At 46.2% G+C, this 20,047-nt stretch carries 15 protein-coding genes; 14 read left to right on the top strand and 1 reads right to left on the bottom strand.

Features of this window, described 5'->3' with window-relative positions; all coding sequences use genetic code 11:
- The first annotated feature begins 854 nt into the window (after window positions 1-854).
- The 12 genes from mbhE to EO93_RS04560 all read left to right on the top strand — a co-directional run bounded on the left by mbhE (window position 855) and on the right by EO93_RS04560 (window position 16,319).
- Window positions 855-3,266 carry a hydrogen gas-evolving membrane-bound hydrogenase subunit E gene (mbhE, locus tag EO93_RS04620; protein ID WP_048161268.1) on the top strand — a complete coding sequence of 804 codons (2,412 nt, stop codon included), beginning with the start codon at window positions 855-857 and terminating at the stop codon, window positions 3,264-3,266.
- Window positions 3,263-3,709 carry a monovalent cation/H+ antiporter subunit B gene (locus EO93_RS04615; RefSeq protein ID WP_048132125.1) on the top strand — a complete coding sequence of 149 codons (447 nt, stop codon included), beginning with the start codon at window positions 3,263-3,265 and terminating at the stop codon, window positions 3,707-3,709. The genes mbhE and EO93_RS04615 overlap by 4 nt, the downstream gene beginning before the upstream one ends.
- On the top strand, window positions 3,706-4,131 hold the full coding sequence (locus EO93_RS04610; protein ID WP_048161267.1) for an NADH-quinone oxidoreductase subunit K: 426 nt from the start codon (window positions 3,706-3,708) through the stop codon (window positions 4,129-4,131). The genes EO93_RS04615 and EO93_RS04610 overlap by 4 nt, the downstream gene beginning before the upstream one ends.
- Window positions 4,128-5,696: a proton-conducting transporter membrane subunit gene (locus EO93_RS04605; RefSeq protein WP_048161266.1), complete on the top strand. Its 1,569-nt coding sequence runs from the start codon at window positions 4,128-4,130 to the stop codon at window positions 5,694-5,696. The genes EO93_RS04610 and EO93_RS04605 overlap by 4 nt, the downstream gene beginning before the upstream one ends.
- Window positions 5,693-6,190 (top strand): Na+/H+ antiporter subunit E, encoded by a 498-nt coding sequence (locus EO93_RS04600; RefSeq protein WP_048132131.1) that lies wholly within the window; start codon window positions 5,693-5,695, stop codon window positions 6,188-6,190. The genes EO93_RS04605 and EO93_RS04600 overlap by 4 nt, the downstream gene beginning before the upstream one ends.
- Window positions 6,187-6,462, top strand: a complete 276-nt coding sequence (locus EO93_RS04595; RefSeq protein ID WP_052733474.1) for a cation:proton antiporter — start codon at window positions 6,187-6,189, stop codon at window positions 6,460-6,462. The genes EO93_RS04600 and EO93_RS04595 overlap by 4 nt, the downstream gene beginning before the upstream one ends.
- Entirely contained in the window at window positions 6,462-6,812 is a 351-nt protein-coding gene (gene mnhG / locus EO93_RS04590) for a monovalent cation/H(+) antiporter subunit G (RefSeq protein WP_048132133.1), read from the top strand. The genes EO93_RS04595 and mnhG overlap by 1 nt, the downstream gene beginning before the upstream one ends.
- Window positions 6,813-7,773: 961 nt before the next feature.
- Window positions 7,774-9,732, top strand: a complete 1,959-nt coding sequence (locus EO93_RS04585; RefSeq protein WP_048161265.1) for a hydantoinase/oxoprolinase family protein — start codon at window positions 7,774-7,776, stop codon at window positions 9,730-9,732.
- Window positions 9,733-10,002: 270 nt separating this feature from the next.
- Window positions 10,003-11,316 (top strand): type III ribulose-bisphosphate carboxylase, encoded by a 1,314-nt coding sequence (gene rbcL / locus EO93_RS04575; protein ID WP_255350196.1) that lies wholly within the window; start codon window positions 10,003-10,005, stop codon window positions 11,314-11,316.
- Between the two features lie 81 nt (window positions 11,317-11,397).
- A complete protein-coding gene (locus EO93_RS04570; protein ID WP_048161263.1) occupies window positions 11,398-12,489 on the top strand; it encodes an L-threonylcarbamoyladenylate synthase in 1,092 nt (363 codons plus the stop codon).
- 94 nt (window positions 12,490-12,583) lie between these two features.
- Window positions 12,584-12,829 carry a hypothetical protein gene (locus EO93_RS04565; protein WP_048132142.1) on the top strand — a complete coding sequence of 82 codons (246 nt, stop codon included), beginning with the start codon at window positions 12,584-12,586 and terminating at the stop codon, window positions 12,827-12,829.
- 37 nt (window positions 12,830-12,866) lie between these two features.
- Entirely contained in the window at window positions 12,867-16,319 is a 3,453-nt protein-coding gene (locus EO93_RS04560; RefSeq protein WP_048161262.1) for a DNA polymerase II large subunit, read from the top strand.
- A 228-nt stretch (window positions 16,320-16,547) separates the two neighbouring features.
- Here EO93_RS04560 and mmp10 read toward each other — a convergent pair whose 3' ends face one another.
- Window positions 16,548-17,783 carry a methyl coenzyme M reductase-arginine methyltransferase Mmp10 gene (mmp10, locus tag EO93_RS04555; protein WP_048132147.1) on the bottom strand — a complete coding sequence of 412 codons (1,236 nt, stop codon included), beginning with the start codon at window positions 17,781-17,783 and terminating at the stop codon, window positions 16,548-16,550.
- A gap of 419 nt (window positions 17,784-18,202) precedes the next feature.
- On the opposite strand from mmp10, the gene mcrB reads away from it, so the two are divergent.
- Together mcrB and mcrD are read left to right on the top strand one after the other, a co-directional pair.
- Window positions 18,203-19,507, top strand: coding sequence for a coenzyme-B sulfoethylthiotransferase subunit beta (gene mcrB / locus EO93_RS04550; RefSeq protein WP_048161261.1), 1,305 nt, complete (start codon window positions 18,203-18,205; stop codon window positions 19,505-19,507).
- A 24-nt stretch (window positions 19,508-19,531) separates the two neighbouring features.
- On the top strand, window positions 19,532-20,041 hold the full coding sequence (gene mcrD, locus EO93_RS04545) for a methyl-coenzyme M reductase operon protein D (protein WP_048131299.1): 510 nt from the start codon (window positions 19,532-19,534) through the stop codon (window positions 20,039-20,041).
- Window positions 20,042-20,047 lie beyond the last annotated feature (6 nt).

Below are 20,047 nucleotides of genomic sequence, written 5' to 3'. Positions count from 1 at the left end.
CTTTCGTTCGAGTTTCTTTCTATTTAGATTTTTTTTACTTTCAATGCACATATTTCTCTTTTTTATCTATTTGATTCATTTTATACGTAAGTTTCAATTTTTTGATATATACGCATATATATTTTAAAACTGACTTAATTTCACTGAACCTGCTACTGAATCATTCTCTATTGCTTTCTCAAATTAGATCTACTGATTCACAGTTTTAGTGAGCTAAATAAATTATACTGATCAAGGGGGTTACTTATTAACTAATTTCATTAATTATTCTGATTAAATTGCTACTCCAAAATGAAATTTTTTTCTTCTGACCTTTATTTTCATATTTTTTTTCCTCGAAATTGCTCTTTTCTTGATAGTGTTTTTTGGAAATGTTCAAATATTTGAGAATCCACATGGAAATTAGTAAACCAGATGCTATCGGTTTTATACCTTTATATTTATTTAGTTCTGATTTGGATTATTGTACATCGTTCCATTAAACCCCTATTATGATAAAATCGGTAGCGTTAAGAACTGAGAAAAGCTAAAATTTCAATGAGAAAAGTGGGATGTAATTTCAATTACGTAAAAATCTGCAGTTTTGAAAGGGAGGTATTTGCTGTAATCAGGGAACAATTTGGCAAGATTTAGCGCGCAATTTTGACGCAAAATAGTTTGCTTGATGCTGAAGATGCATCCAGTAAAAACCGAAACATTTTTACTATATGACAAAAGAGTATACGCGAGGAAAATATAAGATTACATTATATCTTTATTTTCTATGTGGATTGAATTCTGGATTGAAACTTTTGAACCTGACTAGTGTTCACTATTAAATAACCAAAAAACTACAGAGGTTGGGTTGATGATTCATGGATCCATTTAATGCAATAGTAATAGCTGTCTTTTTACCATTTATACTTGCATGGACATTACCTGTATTATATAGAGTATTCAAACAGAGGATTGGCTGGATTTCGGCACTTATCGCATTTACGTGTTTTGTGTTGAACGCCCAGGTAATCCCGTACGCTATGGCAGGCACTCCTGTTAAGGGTTCGTGGGACTGGTTACCGGCAGCTGGTCTATCCTTAGACTTTTACGGAGATGGCATGGCCGTTCTCCTGGCATTAATCGTTTCAGGCGTTGGTGTTATCATCATGTCCTATTCAAACGGTTATATGTCCACAAAGGAAGACCTGCCAAGGTACTACCAGTGGCTCTTACTCTTTATGGGTGCAATGCTGGGCATTGCCTATACAGATAATACTATCCAGATGTTTATTTTCTGGGAACTGACTAGTATAACATCTTTTATGCTTATCGGATACTGGAGAGAAAGACCAGAATCCGTATACGGCGCAACCAAAGCCTTTCTGATAACTGCCGGTGGCGGACTTGTCATGTTCGCAGGCTTCCTGATGCTCAGGGTTGTTACAGGCACCTATGGTATCTCTGAAGTCGCTCAGAGTTCAGAACTCCTTTCAACATTACACGGAAGTCCGTTTTATGTTGCAGTCCTGGTTCTGATCTTCATTGGAGCTGCTTCCAAATCTGCACAGGGCCCATTCTATATATGGCTACCCAACGCTATGGAAGCTCCGACCCCTGTGAGCGCCTTCCTGCACTCGGCTACAATGGTCAAGGCTGGTGTCTATCTGGTTGCAAGGATGCACCCTATCCTTTCGGGAACCCCCGAATGGCTGATCCTGGTTTCAGGAACAGGGATGTTCACCATGGTTATGGCGGGCTTCCTGGCTTTCCGACAGACCGATATCAAAGCCATCCTGGCTTACTCGACAATCAGCCAGCTGGCCTACCTGATGACCATGTATGGTTACAGTACGGCTGAACATCCGGGACTGGGTTTTGCTGCAGCAACCTTCCACCTGCTGAACCACTCCACCTTTAAGGCTACCCTCTTCCTGGTGGCAGGTATCGTGGCTCACGAGGCGACAACCCGAGATATCAGAAAACTGGGTGGTTTGCGTAAGGAGATGCCAAAAACGTTCATAGTTGCGGTGATCGCAGCAGCTTCGATGGCAGGTGTCCCTCCCCTCAACGGTTTCCTGAGCAAGGAAATGTTCTATGAAACATCCCTTGAAATCGGAGAACTGGTTTCAGAAACTTATGGAGGTCCATGGGCTATTGTCTTCCCCGCTGTTGCAGTGGCCGGTGGTGTGTTCACCCTGATGTACTCTATCAAACTGATAGACGGGATCTTCCTCGGAGAGAGGACACACGACCACGATGTCCCTCACCACATTCACGATGCCCCCTGGGTTATGCTGGCTCCGGCAGTCTTCCTTGCAGGTCTGATCATCTTCTTCGGGCTCTACCCCAAGTTCCCGGTTGATTATCTGATCCAGCCTGCCTACAGTGGACTTGTCCCACATGCTGATACTCTGCACATCAAGCTCTGGCATGGGATTACCACGCCGCTTTTGATGACGATAGCAACTTTTGCCATCGGTCTTGTACTCTACAAGTTCTATGACTCAATTGCTGCCTGGCAGAACAGTTTCAATGCCAAGCTCCCCTGGATCAGCGTGAACTACTGGTATGATGCAACAGTAAACAATGCAAAGGGTATAGCCGCCAAGTTCGGAGCAGTTACCCAGCCAGGACCTATCGGAGGTTATATCAAAGCTGCAATGCTTTTCATGATCTTCCTGATCCTGTGGCCAGTGTACACCCAGGGTATAAGTCTGGGAAGCATCTTCCCTGAAGGACTGAACTTCAATTCACAGCCTTATGAGATCGTGCTTTATGCTCTGATGATTGTGGCAGCGCTTGGTGCTGCGATAATCCCTAAATATCTGCCTGCGGTCCTGTCTCTCTCGGCTCTGGGTTTCCTGGTATCCCTGCTTTACATGTACCTGAAGGCTCCTGACCTTGCAATGACACAGGTCTGTGTGGAAACACTGTCAACCATTATCTTCATCCTGGCAATCATTAAGATTCCTCAGAAATTCAAGGAACCTATGCCAGCGGGTAAGGTTATGGTGAATTTCGCAATCTCGGCAGTGGTTACATTTGCAGTTTTTGCCTTAATGGTAAACGCAAACGCCGGAATGCTTGCACCGTTTGAGTCCTTCTCTCACTACTTCATGGACAAAAGCCTGCAAATGACAGGTGGGCTTAACGTTGTCAACGTGATAGTCGTGGACTTCAGAGGGTATGATACCATTGGAGAAATTTCGGTTCTTTCCCTTGCAGCTCTTGGTGTCTATAACCTGATCCTGAGCAGAGCAGGAAAAGCTGAGGGAGGTGAAGAAGAGTGACCACGGTAATTACCAAAACGATTGCAAAGATCTGCCTGATGGTGGACATGCTGTACTCTATCGATCTTTTGTTGATTGGTGGGAACAGGCCGGGCGGCGGTTTCATTGGTGGTGTGCTGTGTGCTTGTGGAATCGGACTTATCTACGTGGCATACGGATTCGATGACATCAAGAAAATCTGGAACCCCGACTGGCACACATGGTTTGGCTATGGGCTCCTGTTTGCAAGTATTACGGCATGGTCTCCTTTATTTGCAGGCCACAACTACTTCAGAAGTGCCTTTGATTTCATTCCTGTAGTAGTAGGAGGCATTCACCTTGGTGAGATTGAACTGGTTTCTTCCATGTTCTTTGACCTTGGTGTGTACTTTGTAGTGGTCGGAGGACTGCTATTTATTGTGACTAAAGTAGGAACTGACAAAGCTTCGGAGGGTGGCAAATGAATAACACTCTTCTCGCACTTACCGTTTCCCTGCTCTTTGGAATCGGAACTTTCCTGATTTTCCGCAGGGATATGATGAAAGTCATCATCGGTTTCGGGATCATATCCCACTCCATAAACCTTTACATAGTTGCTGGCGGAGTCTTCAGTGACGGTACGCTTGTACCGATTCTGGAGCACCAGCAAGCTGTTGAGGGCCTTAACCAGGGCCTTATCTATAACGATAACCTGGCAGCTGGAATAATCGGGCCAATAACAACCAATCCGTATACAGCATTCGTGGACCCTCTTGTGCAGGCTCTCGTGCTCACGGCAATTGTGATCGGGCTTGCAACCACTGCTTTCATATTGACCCTTGCGTACCGCATTAATGAAGAATATGGTACTATTGATGTAGGGGAACTCAGGAGGTTGTGGGGATGAGCTTCTTAATGCAGCATCTGCCCATGTTCCTGATCGCCATACCTTTGCTAATGGCCCCTCTTACTATCCTCAGCAAGAATTACCCTGGACTCCAGAAGGCTCTTGATATAATAGTGAGCATCGGGCTGCTGGCTTTAAGCGGGCTGCTGATCTATACGGTCTGGAACGACGGAATAATAGTATATGAGGTAGGTGAGTTCGGAAAGTACGGAATTGTGCTTGTAGCCGATCTTTTGAGCTCAAGTATGGTTGTCCTGAGTTGCCTTATAGGCTGTATGGGTCTGATTTATTCCTACGATTATATAGAGAGTAAATCCCTGAATCTGACCTATCATTCCCTGTACAACCTGATGCTTGCAGGTATCAACGGAATCTTCCTGACAGGCGATATTTTCAACCTGTTTGTCTTCTTCGAGATCATGCTGCTCTCTTCAGGAGCTTTGATCGTTGCAAACGAAACCTCAAAGGTTACGAAGATCTCGGATAAGATGGAAGCTACCATGAAGTACATTGTCCTGAACATGCTCGGTTCAAATGCGATGCTGCTTGCAGTCACTTCTCTGTACGCATCCGTCGGTTCTCTGAACATGGCTGACATTGCACTTAAGGTCAGGATTCTTGCCGATGCAGGTACAATGCCCTGGCACATGTACGCTATTGGTCTGCTTTTCATTATCGTATTCGCTGGAAAAGCAGCAGTCTTTCCTCTGCACTACTGGCTTCCGGATGTTCACCCCACAGCTCCGTCCCCGATCAGTGCGATGCTCAGTGGTGTGATTATCAAGATCGGAGCCTATGGTATACTCAGGGTCCTCTTTGTTATCTTTGCACCTCTCAAAGGAGTGTACGGACCGATCATTCTACTGCTCGCTCTCATCACTATAGGACTTGGAGCCACAGCTGCAATAGGACAGAACGATGTCAAACGTTTGTTAGCTTACTCCAGTGTATCCCAGATAGGATATGTTTTCCTGGGTTTTGGAATGGGAGCGATTGCACTTGATGCAGGTGAAATTGCAGGCGGGACTTTAATCGTTGCGGCATCTTTTGTCTACCTGATAAACCACGCCATTGCCAAGAGCATGTTGTTCCTTACTTCGGGTGGAATTATTCACCATGCGGATACCAGGGACATGCGTAAGATGGGAGGCATGATCAACAGCAATCCCTTAATGGCTTTCTCCTTCCTTGTAGGAGCCATGTCTATTGGTGGAGTACCCCCGATGGGCGGATTTATTGGTAAGTTCTCCCTCTTCGATGCAGGACTCAGATCGGCATTCTATCTCCCTATAGCTATTGCGTTATTATTTGCATTCTTTACTCTGTTCTATATGTTCAGAGGCTGGATGCTTATTTTCTGGGGAGAGAGAGACCCGCAGTACGGGGAGTATTCCCACCACAAACTATCCATGTTGATGGTAGGTCCGATCATGCTGCTGGCAGCTCTTGTGTTCATTCTCGGAATATTTGGAAACCCGATCCTTGAGATTGCACAGACCATAGCGATGCAGATCACTGATCCGCAGCCGTATATTGATGCAGTATTATTGAGGGTGATTAGATGAAGCGTCGTTTGATTACTTACATGGCACTCCCGGTCGTCTGGTGTCTGGTCAGTGGGTATGTAACCATCGGCAGTCTGTTTCTTGGCCTCATCTTCGGAATGGTAGTTGTAGAGCCTTTCAGCAAACTGTACAGGCTGGATGAAGTAGTACACCCGACAGGGGATTGGCTGGCAAAGATTCCCAAGAAAATAAAGTACTTCTATGTGCTGATAAAGGAGATTATAAAAGCCAACATTGTTGTCGCAAAGATCGTTCTCAGTCCCACAATCAACATCAAACCCGGAATTATCGCGGTTCCTATAAGAACCAAAACCAATATAGGCATCACCGGGATTGCAAACACTATCACGTTGACTCCCGGAACCCTGACCGTGGACATTTCGGATGACCAATCCATTCTTTATGTCCATTCTATCGATGCAACCAATCCTCAGGGAGTCCGTGATTCCATCAGGGACGATCTTGAAAAATATGTGCTGGAGGCATTCGAATGATGATCTCACTGGAACAGGCAGATTTCCTGGCGTTGATCGTGATGGTCGTCGCAACAGCTCCCTGTATTTACAGAGTGCTGTACGGTCCGACCCTTGCTGACAGGATTGCGGCAGAAGATGCCATGGGTAATGCTCTGTGTGTTATTTTCGCGCTTTACGCTTATCAGGCAAGTTCGATCTTCCTGATGGACGTAGCCATGCTTCTTGCAATCATTTCCTTCGTAGGAACGGTTATAGTGGCAAAATACCTTGATAAAGGGGAGGTGCTCTAATGGCTGGTGAATTGGCACTTGTTGCAGATATTCTAAGTATCATCAGTCTGCTTATAGGGATCTTTTTCCTCTCTCTGGGTATGATTGGTCTCCTTCGCCTGCCTGATGTCTATAACAGGTTGCATGCAACTACCAAGGTCGGCACCCTGGGAGCTTTCGGAGTTCTCACGAGCATTATTATTCAGGAGGGTATCACTCCCATGGGTGTAAAAGCCTTCACTGTCGCACTTTTCATCCTCCTTACCAACCCGATCTCCGGACACATGATCGCCCGGGCGGCCTACAGGATGGGAGTGAAATGCTGTGACGTCACTTGCATGGATGAATACGCAGGAAAGAGAAGAAAATAAAGCTGAAATAAGAGAGAAGAAAATAAAGATGAAATGAATGTGTTTTTCAAACACATTCATCTTTTTGTTTTTTATCGGGTTTTTGTTTTTCCGATTTATATCTATTCGATCAGGTTTCTGCTTCTTTTTTATCCAGTTCTGCTTTGGTCTTTTGATTCAATAGAATTCCTGTTTGCAGATTCTTTTTCGTTTTTCCCATATAATATCCGTAAAAAATTATGCGGCTTCAAATTTGAGGGGACGAGTTTATTTCAGCAGGATGAAAATCACCCTCGATGTAAAAAAGGCTTATTTTGAAATTGAAAGTCTAATGTTTTTTTGCAAATAATAAAATTTTTTTTGCCTTCTAAAAATAGAGTCGGTTATGTTATCTATTTTCATATCTCATTTATATATACCAGTAAATCCCGGTGAAATTAAGGCTTCCTTTGTCAGATACGCAGAATCTTGACTCTTTTTTAGGAAGCAACTTGAAAGCGGGTCATAACGGGGTCTGAAAAGAGGTCTGAACAGGATTCTACAGGAGATAAGACCAAATTTGAACTCGGAAAAGTCATGAATCAGGAAAGTTCTGATGAAGGACAGAAACGGTCTTAAAAGAGTCTAATTGGACCGAATAACGAATCAGAGCCGCCTTTTAACAAGTGATCCGCCATTGAAGAAGATCCCTTAATTAAAATCATGGATGGAATATTGCCGGGATTCAAACTGGTTTTTTTAAGGGATTATTCAAGACCCTGGGTTCATAAAACCTCAGCAGGAAACCCGTTAAATCTTAGATTTAGCGGGCAGTTGACAGGATATTTTCCGAGCAGCCTTTATTATTTACCTTTTCTTCCTTTCAATATTTCTTCCCCTCTATTATTTCGTACCCCTCAATATTTTGCCCTCCTGCAGAACCTTATACTCCTGCAAAATTCTGATCGGCTATGTTATATTTTTTTGAAAATAAATATTAACTATGAAACTAGGTTTAGGAATCGATACTGGTGGAACATACACTGACGCCGTTTTAATGGATCTTTCAGAAGGCAGGATTCTTGATTCTAATAAAGCACTAACGACGCATTCTAATCTGGTTGAAGGGATCGAAAACGTAGTTGCAGGCTTAAAACAGGAGTATCTGAAGGATATCAGACTGGTCTCAGTATCCACAACTCTTTCTACAAACTCCACACTGGAAGGCAAGGGCCATCCAGCAGGCCTGATCCTGGCAGGGTATACAGTCAATGGAACTATCCCGGCGCGTGAGACAATTTCCATAGATGGCGGCCACGATTCAAAAGGAAATGAAGTTAGCTGCCTTGACCTTAAATCTGTGGAGCAATTCGTTAACGACACCAGAGGCAGGCTCTTCTCATATGCCATATCTTCTTACTTTTCCGTACGGAACCCGGAACATGAACTTTCTATAAAAAAAATAATAGAACGGCTGACCGATAAACCCGTGGTCTGCGGGCACGAACTTTCCCTGAGCCTGGGAGCTTACGAAAGGGCAGTAACCGCAGTTCTGAACGCTCGCTTGATCCCGATAACTTCCCAGTTCATCCGGGCTGTTCTATCGGTAATGGAAGCAAGAAATATCAAAGCTCCTATGATGGTAATGAAATGCGACGGCTCCCTTGCACGCATAGAAGAGGCTCTTGAAAAACCTGTGGAGTCTATTTTTTCAGGCCCTGCCGCAAGCCTTGTAGGGGCTGCCCATATAAGTGGCTTGAAAACCTGCGTGGCTGTGGATGTAGGAGGCACGAGCACCGATATCGCTCTGATAGAGGACGGAGTTCCCGAGATCAGTGAAAACGGGGCTGTAGTGGGAGACTGGAAAACTATGGTCAAGGCGGTCAGGATAAGAACCTCAGCTATGGGAGGAGACAGCCACGTCTGGGTACAGAGAAAACTCTATATTGGCCCTAACCGGGTTATTCCGATCTGCCTTGCGGCTTCAGATTATCCTCTCCTTGAAGACAAGTTGAGGAATGCTGAAAAAATTTCTGATAGGATAATGGATGATATCTTCCAGCCAGCAAGCTTCTTTGTCAGGAGTGGGAACCCGAGGTCTGATGATGACATACAGGCCCTTAATTACTCTATCGAATTTGAACTGGAAAACCATGAACGTCAGATCTTTGACGCTATAGGATATGAGCCGGTTTCAATATCCGATATTGCAGAAGCAATTGGAAAACATCCCCTGCAGTTTGTAAAGGTTCTGCGTTCCCTGGTCCAGAAACGCTGCATCTGCCATATAGGTTTCACACCTACGGATGCCCTCCATGTGCTTGGAGAGTATGAAATGTGGAACAGTACCGCCTCCTGGCTGGGAGCAAAACTTCTTGGCAGCTACCTCGGGCTGGATCCTGAAAGTTTTTCCAGGGAAATAAAAAGAAGTTTTGCAAAAAATATTGCTCTTGACCTGCTGGCATTCTTTGCAAAAGACCTCAAGCGGGAAGACCTTGAAAAACTGCTGGCAAGCTCACGTTTCACAAAGTTCAAGATCAATATTCCGGTCATAATGATCGGGGCGCCTGTCAAAGCCTATGTGCCCGAACTCAGAGAATTTATCGATGCAGATATCCGTATTCCGGAATTCCATGAGGTCGGTAATGCTGTAGGAGCCCTGGCTGGTAACATCGTCAAGAGAAGTGAAATTCTAATCCGCCCGGCAGGTTCCGGAACCGAGCAGTATCATGTGTTCTCTGAAGTAGAAAGGAAGGTTGCAGATAATTATCTCGAGGCTGTGGACTATGGGCTGGAGCTCATGGAAAAACTGATTTTCGACCATATGGACGGTTACGGGCTTCAGAAAGAGCAGGTCCGGTTTGACCTTGAAAGAAAGGATTTCACTCCAGGTTTCGGAGCCCAGAAAGAGACCCGCCTGATGGGCCTTGGTATCGGAAACCCTTTGAAGCTGGAGCAGTAAAGAACCTTAAAATTATTTTCCAATTAGAGAACTGCTCTTATTAGGGGGCTGTAAAAGACTTCCGAATAGAACCTCAGTTCTCATAATATTCTTTTTGTTTCCCTCCTCCTTTTTGGAGATTACAGGAGGTCCCTCTTTTTTCCTTCTCCTCCAGTCCCTTTTTCTGGTCCGGTCAGGTTTTTCGGTTCTGATAAACAAATTTTTATTTATGTTCAGTTACCTCCTTCAATCAGAACTATTATTCTATATAACTGGATTTTATTCTGCAAAATTGCTTATTCCAAAGGAGTGACGAAAATGCGCAGGGACTACATCGACATGGGCTACAGCCCAAAAGACACAGATATGGTCTGTGAATTCCACATTGAACCGTCAGCAGGAGTAAATTTTGAGGAAGCTGCCACCCACATGGCAGGGGAAAGCTCTATAGACTCCTGGACTGAGATTTCCACATTGAGTCCCGAACTTGCAGCGAAATTAAAACCTCACGTTTTTTACCTGGACGAAGAATCGCAGACCGTAAGGGTGGCTTACTCGGAAGATCTTTTTGAACTGGGTTCGGTCCCCCAGGTGCTGAGTGCTGTTGCAGGAAACATCTTCAGTATGAAAATCGTTGACAATCTCAGGCTTCAGGACATAACCTTCCCAGAGTCAATGCTTCGCGAGTTCAAAGGTCCGAACTTCGGGCTTCAGGGGATCAGGAAACTTGTAGGTGTGCAGGACCGGCCCCTTATTGGGACTATAGTAAAACCGAAGGTTGGCCTGAACTCTGAAAAACATGCGGAAGTTGCTTACAATTCTTTTGCCGGCGGCTGCGACCTCGTTAAAGATGATGAGAACCTTACCGACCAGAAGTTCAATGGCTTTGACAGAAGGGCTGAACTCACCCTGAAAATCGCAGAAAAAGCCGAAGTCGAGACCGGGGAGAAGAAGATGTACCTCTGCAACATCACAGCCCCGACATGTAAGGAAATGTCCCGGCGCTTAAATGTCCTCAAAGACCTGGGTGCCAGCTATGCAATGATCGATATCGTGCCCGTGGGCTGGACTGCCCTTCAGACCCTGCGGGAAGAGGCTGAAGACGCGGGCCTTGCCCTTCATGCCCATCGCTGCATGCACTCGGCCTATACCCGGAACCCCCGCCATGGGATAAGCATGGTTCTCGTTGCCAAGCTCTGCAGGTTGATAGGGCTTGACCAGCTCCACATAGGCACGGTTGTAGGGAAAATGCACGGAGAAAAACATGAGGTACTGACTCTGAGAGATGAGTGTGTGCTAGATAAAGTGCCTGCGGATGAGAGCCAGCATGTCCTTGCCCAGGACTGGGGAGGATTAAAGCCAATGTTCCCGGTCGCGTCCGGAGGGCTTGCTCCTACAATGATTCCTGACCTTTACTCTATCTTTGGAAAAGATGTTATTATGCAGTTTGGCGGTGGAATCCATGCGCACCCAATGGGCACGGCAGCCGGAGCTACTGCCTGCAGGCAGGCACTTGATGCAAGCCTTGAAGGAGTCAGCATGCAGGACTATGCAAAGGACCACAAAGAACTTGAAGTTGCTCTCGAAAAGTGGCTTAATAAATAATGCTGCATAATGAGAACAAGTTACAATCTGTAAAACACAGAAACAATAGCATGATAATAATCAGTAAGGAGTTTACCTTCGGTGCAGGCAGAAAACGGAAATAAAACAAAGACCCGCCTTTTCCGGGTCTCCGAAGAGAACTTTGACGCCATTCTTGACGAGGCTGCAGTGATTATCAGAAGGGGAGGGACAGTCGCCTTCCCCACGGAAACCGTTTACGGGCTTGGAGCTGACGGGTTGAACCCTGACGCCGTCCGGAAAATCTTTGAAGCAAAGGAACGCCCGCCTGGTAATCCTCTTAGCCTGCTCGTCCATTCCAGGGAAGACCTCGGAAAGATCGCAAAAAACATCCCTGAAAAAGCTTTCAGGCTTATGGACGCTTTCTGGCCCGGTCCCCTTACGATTGTTCTTGAGAAAAACGATCTTGTCCCGGAAATTACCTCGGGAAACCTGACGTCGATAGGGCTCCGCATGCCTGACCACAGGATTCCTCTGGAGCTTGTAAAGAGGGCCGGAACTCCTCTGGCTGCTCCGAGTGCGAACCTTTCGGGAAAGCCCAGCCCCAGTCTGGCATCTCATGTCCTGGCTGACCTTACAGGCAGGATTGATGCGGTCATTGACGGAGGGGGAGCAGCTATAGGGCTTGAGTCAACTGTTATCGATATGACGGTCGAACCTCCGGTAGTGCTGCGGCCCGGAGCCGTGGGAATTGACGAGCTTGAAAGGGTCATAGGTAAAGTCAGGCCCGCGTATGGGGAGTCTGAAGCCAGGGCTGGAGAGGCTATGCCTGAAAAGAAGGCAGGTCAGAAATACAGTCATTATGCCCCGGATGCGCAGGTCGTGCTTGTGGAAGGGGAAATAAGAAAGGTTTCCGAAAAGATTGACGCCCTGCTCGAAAATTACCTGCGCGAAGGTAAGAAAGTCGGGCTTCTGCTCAGCGATGAGACCGCAGGCTTTTTTGCTTCTGAAAGATTGAGTGCACATGAATGCTTTTTACTTGGGTCTCGCAAAGGGCCGGAAGAAGCTGCCAGAAGACTTTTTGAAGGGCTCAGGGTTCTGGACGCGAAGGGTCTGGATGTTATTCTGGCTGATGGCTCCTTTAACCCTTCAGGACTTGGAGCTGCACTCCTTAACCGGTTAAGAGAAGCTGCATCCGTAAGACATGCTGTTTAAATTGGTTGTACCGGTTAAATTGCAATAGTATAAGTGAGAGTTTGACAGTCAGATTTGATAGTTATTGGTTGTTCAGGTACCTGGAGAGATCTTCTTGAAAGCAGAAAAAAGAGAAAGGATGGAAAAAATGCGGGCTTATAAAAAAGTCCGGGCGCAGAACAATAAAACAACAGGAGTAAGCCTTGCGATCCTGGCAGCAGGCCTGCTTTTGAAGACTCTTAATATAACAATTCTTGGTATTGATATCGGGTACTATCTTCTCTGGGCAGGGGTTTTTGTCTTCTTTGTGACTTCGATGTCAGGCCTCTTCGCTGCGGGATCCCTGCGTAAGCAGAGATAATCTTTTTTCATTCTTTTCCAAAAAGGGACTTTTCAATATGGGTGAAACAATCGCAAGTGAGGAAATGCATGAATACTTCAACGAGCTTGAGGCAAGGTTAAAAGAGGCAATTGAGGTTGCAAATAGGGCTCGGGCCCGGGGAGGAGATCCGAAGCCCACTGTAGAAATTCCACTTGCCAAAGACCTTGCAGATAGGGTCGAAAACCTTATCGGAGTCAAGGGGGTTGCTGCAAAGATCCGGGAACTTGAGGTCAATATGTCCAGGGAAGAAGCTGCCCTTGAAATCGGGCGCCAGGTCGCCGAAGGGATAGTAGGAAGCTTTCCAACAAAGAAAGATGCCGTGGAAGCCGCTATCCGTGTTTCTATGGCAGTCCTGACCGAAGGGGTAGTTGCAGCTCCCATTGAAGGAATCGATAAGGTAGATCTCGGGAAAAATGACGATGGCTCTCAGTATATCCGGATATTTTATTCCGGGCCCATCCGAAGTGCAGGGGGGACTGCGCAAGCTCTTTCCGTGCTGGTAGGCGACTATGTGAGGCGCGGGATAGGGATTGACCGCTACAAGCCAAGAGATGAGGAAGTAGAGCGCTATGTAGAAGAAATCCTGCTTTACAAGAGGGTTGCAAGCCTGCAGTACATGCCTTCCGAAGATGAAATCCGCCTGATTGTCCGGAACTGCCCTGTTTGCATTGACGGGGACCCGACTGAAGAAGCCGAGGTCGAAGGACACAGGAATCTTGAGAGGATAGGGACAAACCGTGTCCGGGGAGGAATGTGCCTTGTGCTTGCCGAAGGTCTCGCCTTAAAGGCCCCCAAGGTCAAAAAGCACGTCAACAAGTTGAAGATGGACGGGTGGGACTGGCTGGAGATACTTATCGGGGGTGCTAAAAGCGGGGAGAGCGCTGAAGATGAGCACAAAAACAAGATCAAGCCAAAGGATAAATATATCCGTGACCTGATCGCCGGAAGGCCTGTTTTCTCCCACCCTTCAAGGCCAGGAGGTTTCAGGCTGCGGTACGGGCGGTCAAGAAATACTTCGTTTGCTTCGGCAGGGATCAGTCCTGCCAGCATGGTCTTGCTTGACGATTTTATAGCTAATGGGACTCAGCTCAAGGTTGAAAGGCCCGGTAAAGCTGCAGCCATGTCTGCCGTGGACTCCATAGAGGGACCTACGGTAAGACTTTTTTCTGGAGACCTCATCCGTATAGATGATCTAAAGGAGGCATATGAACTCCGCCCACAGGTTGAGGTTATTGTCGATATCGGGGAAATTCTGATCAATTACGGGGACTTCCTGGAAAATAACCACCCTCTCATGCCTTCACCTTATGTTTTCGAATGGTGGCAGTATGATTACCAGGCCGCCTGTCCTGAAAAAATTCCCGAGGAAGAGCTGAAAAATCCATCTGCTTCCCTTGCTCTCAGGCTTGCAGAGGAGTTTAATGTGCCATTGCATCCGAAGTTCACCTATCTCTGGCACGACATAAACCGGAATGAGTTTGAAGCTCTCAGAAAATTTGTGGCTGAAAAAGGGAGCTTTCTGGCAGGTGAGGTGGCCGGGGCAGGAGTCCTTAAACTGCCCCTGGAAGCTTCTCTTGAAGAGAGAATAAAGCCGGTGCTTGAAAAGCTCCTTGTACTGCACAGGGTAAAAGATGACGAAATCCTTATCGAAGAGGCTCTTCCGTTTATTTTATGCCTCGGGCTTGACCATTCCCTCAAAGAAAAAGCCAGTATGCCAGACATAGATGATATGGTGGAAGCTGCAGGTATTTTGAGCGGGTTTAAGGTTTACCCGAGAGCTCCTTCAAGGATAGGGGCACGAATGGGAAGGCCGGAAAAATCTGACCTGCGCAAGATGTCTCCTGCAGCCCAGGTTCTCTTCCCGATAAACAATTCCGGAGGAATTACGCGAAATCTTGTCTCTGCCTCCGACTACACATCCTGCATGAATGGGAAGATAGGGGAAATTGAAGTGGAATTAGGGCTGAGAGAATGCCCTGCCTGCAGGAAAGAAACTTATTTCTGGCGTTGTGAATGCGGAGAATTCACTAATTCCAAACTTTCCTGCTCTCGCTGCAAGATCGATGTAAGGGGTGCGGAGACCTGCCCCAAGTGCGGGAAAAAGCCGACTTCCGTTGCAAACGTAAAATTGGATTTCCGTTCCATTTACAAGCAGGCTTTTGAGAACTTGGGTGAAAGGGAAAAAATGGATCTTATCAAGGGAGTAAAGCGGCTCATGAATGGGCAGATGACCCCCGAGCCTCTGGAAAAGGGAATCCTGCGCGCAAAACATAATGTTTACGTTTTTAAGGATGGAACTATACGCTACGACATGTCAGATATTCCCCTTACTCATATCAGGGCTGATGAACTGGGAATTACGGCAGCCAAACTCCTGGAACTCGGTTACCTGGAGGATATTTGTGGAAAACCCCTTGAGAGGGACGACCAGGTCGTCTGCCTGAAGGTTCAGGATCTTGTGATATCTTATGACGGGGCTGAGTATATGCTGCGTACTGCAAAATACGTGGATGACCTTCTGGTGAAATATTATAAGATTGAGCCCTATTATAATGCCGAAACTATTCAGGACCTTGTGGGGGCATTGCTCATCGGGCTTGCTCCTCATACTTCCGCAGGAGTACTTGGGCGCCTCATAGGGTTTACGAAAGCTTCCGTAGGCTATGCTCATCCTTTTTTCCATGCTTCAAAACGCAGGAATTGCGATGGGGATGAAGATTGCATAATGCTCCTTATGGATGGGATTCTCAATTTTTCGAGGTCATATCTGCCCGATAAAAGGGGAGGAAAGATGGATGCTCCTCTGGTGCTAACTACCAGGATCGACCCCAAGGAAGTGGATAAGGAAGCCCATAATATCGATGTTTCTGCGCGCTATCCTATCGAGTTTTACAGGGCTACGCAGGAGATCAAAAGCCCCACAGAACTTGAACGTATTATGGATCTGGTTAGCAGCCGGCTTGGGACGCCTGAGCAGTACGAACATTTCATGTTTACACATGATACCTCGAACATTGCTGCCGGCCCTCTTAATTCTTCATATAAGACCCTTGGGAGTATGATTGAAAAGATGGAGGCTCAACTCACTCTGGCTAATCGGATAAGGGCAGTAGATGCACCTGATGTAGCTGAAAGGGTTCTCAAGTCCCATTTCCTTCCGGATCTGATCGGAAATCTTCGTTCTTTTTCCAGACAGCGGATGCGCTGCATCAAATGTGGTGAGAAATTCAGGCGCCCACCCCTTACCGGTACTTGCCCGAAATGCGGAGGCAATGTGATACTGACTGTGCATGAGGGATCTGTCCGCAAATATCTTAAAATTTCAAAAGAGATCGGAGAAAGGTACGGGGTTTCCAGCTATACCAGACAGAGGATCGAGCTTCTTGATTATGATATCTGCTCGTTGTTTGAAAACCACAAGGTTAAACAGCTGGGACTTTCAGATTTTATGTCCGGGTCTGCGCGCTGAGGCAAGAACAGAACGTGTTAAGAATATGAAAAGATTTCTTACGGCCGGTAGGGAGGAGATAGGGCAGTCTAAAAGCCGGAGGAAGTTGGAATTTTTACTCAAATGCCTCCAAGCTTTCCTGCCGATTTTTTTCTTCTGGAAAAGAGGCTTTTCATTTTCTGGCCTTTTTTTATTAATGTTTGGCTCTCTCCAGGTCACACTCTTTAACTTTTTATTTTGGGTGAGGCTTTACTTTACAGGCAGCCCCAGGGCGTTAATCTGGCTAATAAGCTCTGTGAAGTTCTCTATTTCCAGTTCCAAAACCTCTTCCCTGGTCATGCCTATGGACATTTCCCCGTCCACGGAAAGATGCTCGGGTCCTCTGCGTACAAGTCTGTCTACCCCGTCTCTTTTGAGGGCTTCTTTGATTTCCAGGTCATGGGCAAAAGCCCTTCCCGGAATAAAGACAGTTTCAGTTACCTCAGAGAGGTCCAGGGTTTTGAAATCTTCAATAGTAATGAGGCATCCGATGTCCTTTTTTAGTGGAACTACGTTTACAGTCCCCCCAAGGGCTTCAAATATTTCCGTAAGCCTGGGGGCTGCAACCTGACCTGTGATGACAGTTGCCTTTTTGGTTACTCCGGGAAGTTTTGATAGGGCTTCTGGAACGTTGCGGATTGCAAAAGGTGAGCCAATTAATGGGTCTTCCAGTGGCGTTCCTGTGATTCTGATTGAAGGATGCTTTTCTGCGGAACTGCGCACAATTTCAGTAAATTCAGAAACCGTATGTGGAGTTATTCCGGGAATGATAGGAGAATTATTGAGAATCAAACCGTTTTCCTGAAAGTTTGCAAATCTCATAAGAATAGCTCCCTTTGCACCCATTGTTTCCAGGTCACTCAGGGTCTTTTCAAGAACCTCTCCATCATTTATTCCAGGGAGGAGAACTATTGCCCCGTAGACTTCACAGTGGGCACAGAAGTCCCGAAGAACCTGAATTGAAGCTTCGGGCTCAGGATCTTTCATATATTCGGCTCTCAAAGCCGGGTCTGTTGCAAAGACTGTGAAACTTACTTCTGTAACTCCATTATCGATGTAGAATAGGGCGTCATCAGGCTTACTGAAGCCTTTTCCGCTGGTATATCCCAGATGTATTGGGGTGTTGAACTGAGATAGAAAAGTAACAAGATTTTTCAGTTCGGGGTAACAGCTTAAGTCCCCTCCTCCACTGACAGTGAATTTTTTTACCTCTCCGCTTGTGAAGCAAAGTTTTCTTGAAGTCTCTTCGAGTACCATCTGGAGAGACTTGAAGCCTGAGTACGATTCTTTCACACTGCGAGTACAGTAATCACACCCTTTTTTAAAAGGGAGACAATACTTGCAGCCCAGGGGCTGAACATCTTTTACCTTCTTAAAATAACAATATTTGCAAAAGCCTTTGCAGTCTACCCCGGGATTTCCGCCTACGTCGACAACTACTTCCATATTAAACTTTCGTATTACGAGGATATTACTAAATCTTTTTGGTATGATTCTTTTGATTGGATATGAACATTTTAATAAAAATTAAGTTATATTAGTCTTTACTCGGGAAAATTATTAAATAAGTGCTCAAGGCTATTGTCGGTAGTTTTAAGTAATCTCAAAATTTCTTTTTTCCATTGATATCGTTTTTTTATATAATCCTAAAATAATATATATCTTCTTAATAAAATTAATTTTAAAAAAATATACTAATTCATCTAGCGGAGAACACAAAAGATTTAAGTACCTTCTAAACGAATGAGATTTCATTGGGAAAGTGGACACTTAAAAACGAAGCGGTACTTGATTTGTGAGTGCTTTTGCACTCGAGTAGGTGACCAGTCCCAAAATGATTTTAATAAATTAAGGAGGAAATTAAAGTGTCTGACACAGTAGACATCTACGACGACAGAGGAAAACTGCTCGAGAGCAATGTCGATATCATGAACCTTGCTCCAACAAGAAACGCAGCAATTAAAAAAATCATATTGGACACCAAGAGGTCCGTTGCAGTCAACCTCGCAGGTATTCAGGGCGCACTTGCAAGCGGCAAGATGGGTGGCAAAGGCCGTCAGATCTTAGGCCGTGGACTCAACTACGATCTCGTAGGCAATGTTGATGCTATTGCAGCAAGCGTTAAGAGTCTTATCCAGGTCGATGAAGGCGACAATGCAGAGGTAAAGGTCCTAAAGGGCGGAAAGAGCTTGCTCGTCCAGGTCCCAGAGTCTAGGATAGTCGCTGGTGCTGACTACATGTCCGCAACCACAGTAGGTGCAGCAGCAGTCACCCAGACCGTTCTGGATATGTTCAAAACCGATATGTACGATGCACCCATAGTGAAGGGCGCTGTCTGGGGAAGCTACCCACAGACAATGGACCTCATGGGTGGAAACGTTGCAGGTATCCTGAACATCCCTCAGAACAACGAAGGTCTCGGCTTCTCCCTCAGGAACATCATGGCCAACCACGTTGCAGCAATCACCAACCGCGGTGCAATGAACGCAGCAGCACTCTCCTCAATCTATGAGCAGGCCGGTATCTTTGAGATGGGCGGCGCAGTTGGTATGTTCGAGAGGCATCAGCTCCTCGGTCTTGCTTGCCAGGGTCTCAACGCCAACAATGTCGTATACGACCTCGTAAAGGAAAACGGCAAAGACGGTACCATCGGAACCGTTATTCAGTCCATTGTCGGCAGGGCAATTGAAGACGGTGTAATCTCCGTTGACAAGACCGCACCATCCGGATACAATTTCTACAAGGCAAACGACGTCCCAATGTGGAACGCCTATGCAGCAGCAGGTACCCTTGCAGCCACTCTCGTGAACTGTGGTGCAGGCCGTGCAGCCCAGAACGTATCCTCAACACTTCTGTACTTCAACGACATGCTTGAGAAGGAAACCGGTCTCCCCGGCTGTGACTATGGTAAAGTACAGGGTGTCGCAGTAGGATTCTCATTCTTCAGCCACTCAATCTATGGTGGCGGTGGACCCGGTGTCTTCAACGGTAACCACGTCGTTACCAGGCACTCAAGAGGCTTCGCAATCCCCTGCGTATGTGCAGCAGTAGCCCTTGATGCAGGTACTCAGATGTTCACAATCGAATCAACATCCGGCCTCATTGGTGACGTGTTTGGTGGAATAAAGGAATTCCGCGAGCCGATTAAGGCAGTTGCAGGAGCGCTCTAAACATATAACTCGAAAGGTCTAACGATGTCAGACTCTGCTTCAAACACGGAAGATTCTATCCAAATCGAAATCTTTCCCAGTAGAATCCTGTCCCCTGAAACCGCTCAGAAGCTTATTACTGAGCTCTATCGGATTGACGGGATAATCCGCGTTATAGTCCAGGGCTCGAGACTCCCCGAAAAGGTGTCTTCAGGCCCTGGTACTGGAGAAAAGGTGGAACACCCCCTAAGGAAGCCTATTCAGATCGGAAATCAGGTTATTGAACTTAAGATCAGTGTAGGCAGGATCAGGCTTGAAATCTCAAATGCCGAAACTAAAGAAAAGGTCAGGTCAGTATGCGAAAAAGTGCTCCCGTTCTCTTTTGAATTCAGGGAAGGATATTTCTTCAGGAAACAGCCTACCGTGACTGACTATGCAAAATTTGGTCCTGATACTGATCCTCGCATGCTTGGTATGGTAGATCCCAAATCCAAGGGAAACCAGCTTGTCTTCATCGAGAAACAAGAAGAAGATTTCAATGATACAGATGAGTGAAAAGGT

Source organism: Methanosarcina sp. 1.H.A.2.2, from assembly GCF_000979975.1.
GTDB lineage: Archaea > Halobacteriota > Methanosarcinia > Methanosarcinales > Methanosarcinaceae > Methanosarcina.
The sequence above is the reverse complement of the archived record's forward strand: the minus strand, read 5'-3'. Positions and strand labels throughout refer to the sequence as shown.

Bases quoted from the DNA above. Each gene is read 5' to 3' on its own strand.
- mbhE (WP_048161268.1), top strand. From the start codon at position 855: ATGGATCCATTTAATGCAATAGTAATAGCTGTCTTTTTACCATTTATA.
- EO93_RS04610 (WP_048161267.1), top strand. From the start codon at position 3,706: ATGAATAACACTCTTCTCGCACTTACCGTTTCCCTGCTCTTTGGAATC.
- EO93_RS04605 (WP_048161266.1), top strand. From the start codon at position 4,128: ATGAGCTTCTTAATGCAGCATCTGCCCATGTTCCTGATCGCCATACCT.
- EO93_RS04600 (WP_048132131.1), top strand. From the start codon at position 5,693: ATGAAGCGTCGTTTGATTACTTACATGGCACTCCCGGTCGTCTGGTGT.
- EO93_RS04595 (WP_052733474.1), top strand. From the start codon at position 6,187: ATGATGATCTCACTGGAACAGGCAGATTTCCTGGCGTTGATCGTGATG.
- mnhG (WP_048132133.1), top strand. From the start codon at position 6,462: ATGGCTGGTGAATTGGCACTTGTTGCAGATATTCTAAGTATCATCAGT.
- EO93_RS04585 (WP_048161265.1), top strand. From the start codon at position 7,774: ATGAAACTAGGTTTAGGAATCGATACTGGTGGAACATACACTGACGCC.
- EO93_RS04560 (WP_048161262.1), top strand. From the start codon at position 12,867: ATGGGTGAAACAATCGCAAGTGAGGAAATGCATGAATACTTCAACGAG.
- mmp10 (WP_048132147.1), bottom strand. From the start codon at position 17,783: ATGGAAGTAGTTGTCGACGTAGGCGGAAATCCCGGGGTAGACTGCAAA.
- mcrD (WP_048131299.1), top strand. From the start codon at position 19,532: ATGTCAGACTCTGCTTCAAACACGGAAGATTCTATCCAAATCGAAATC.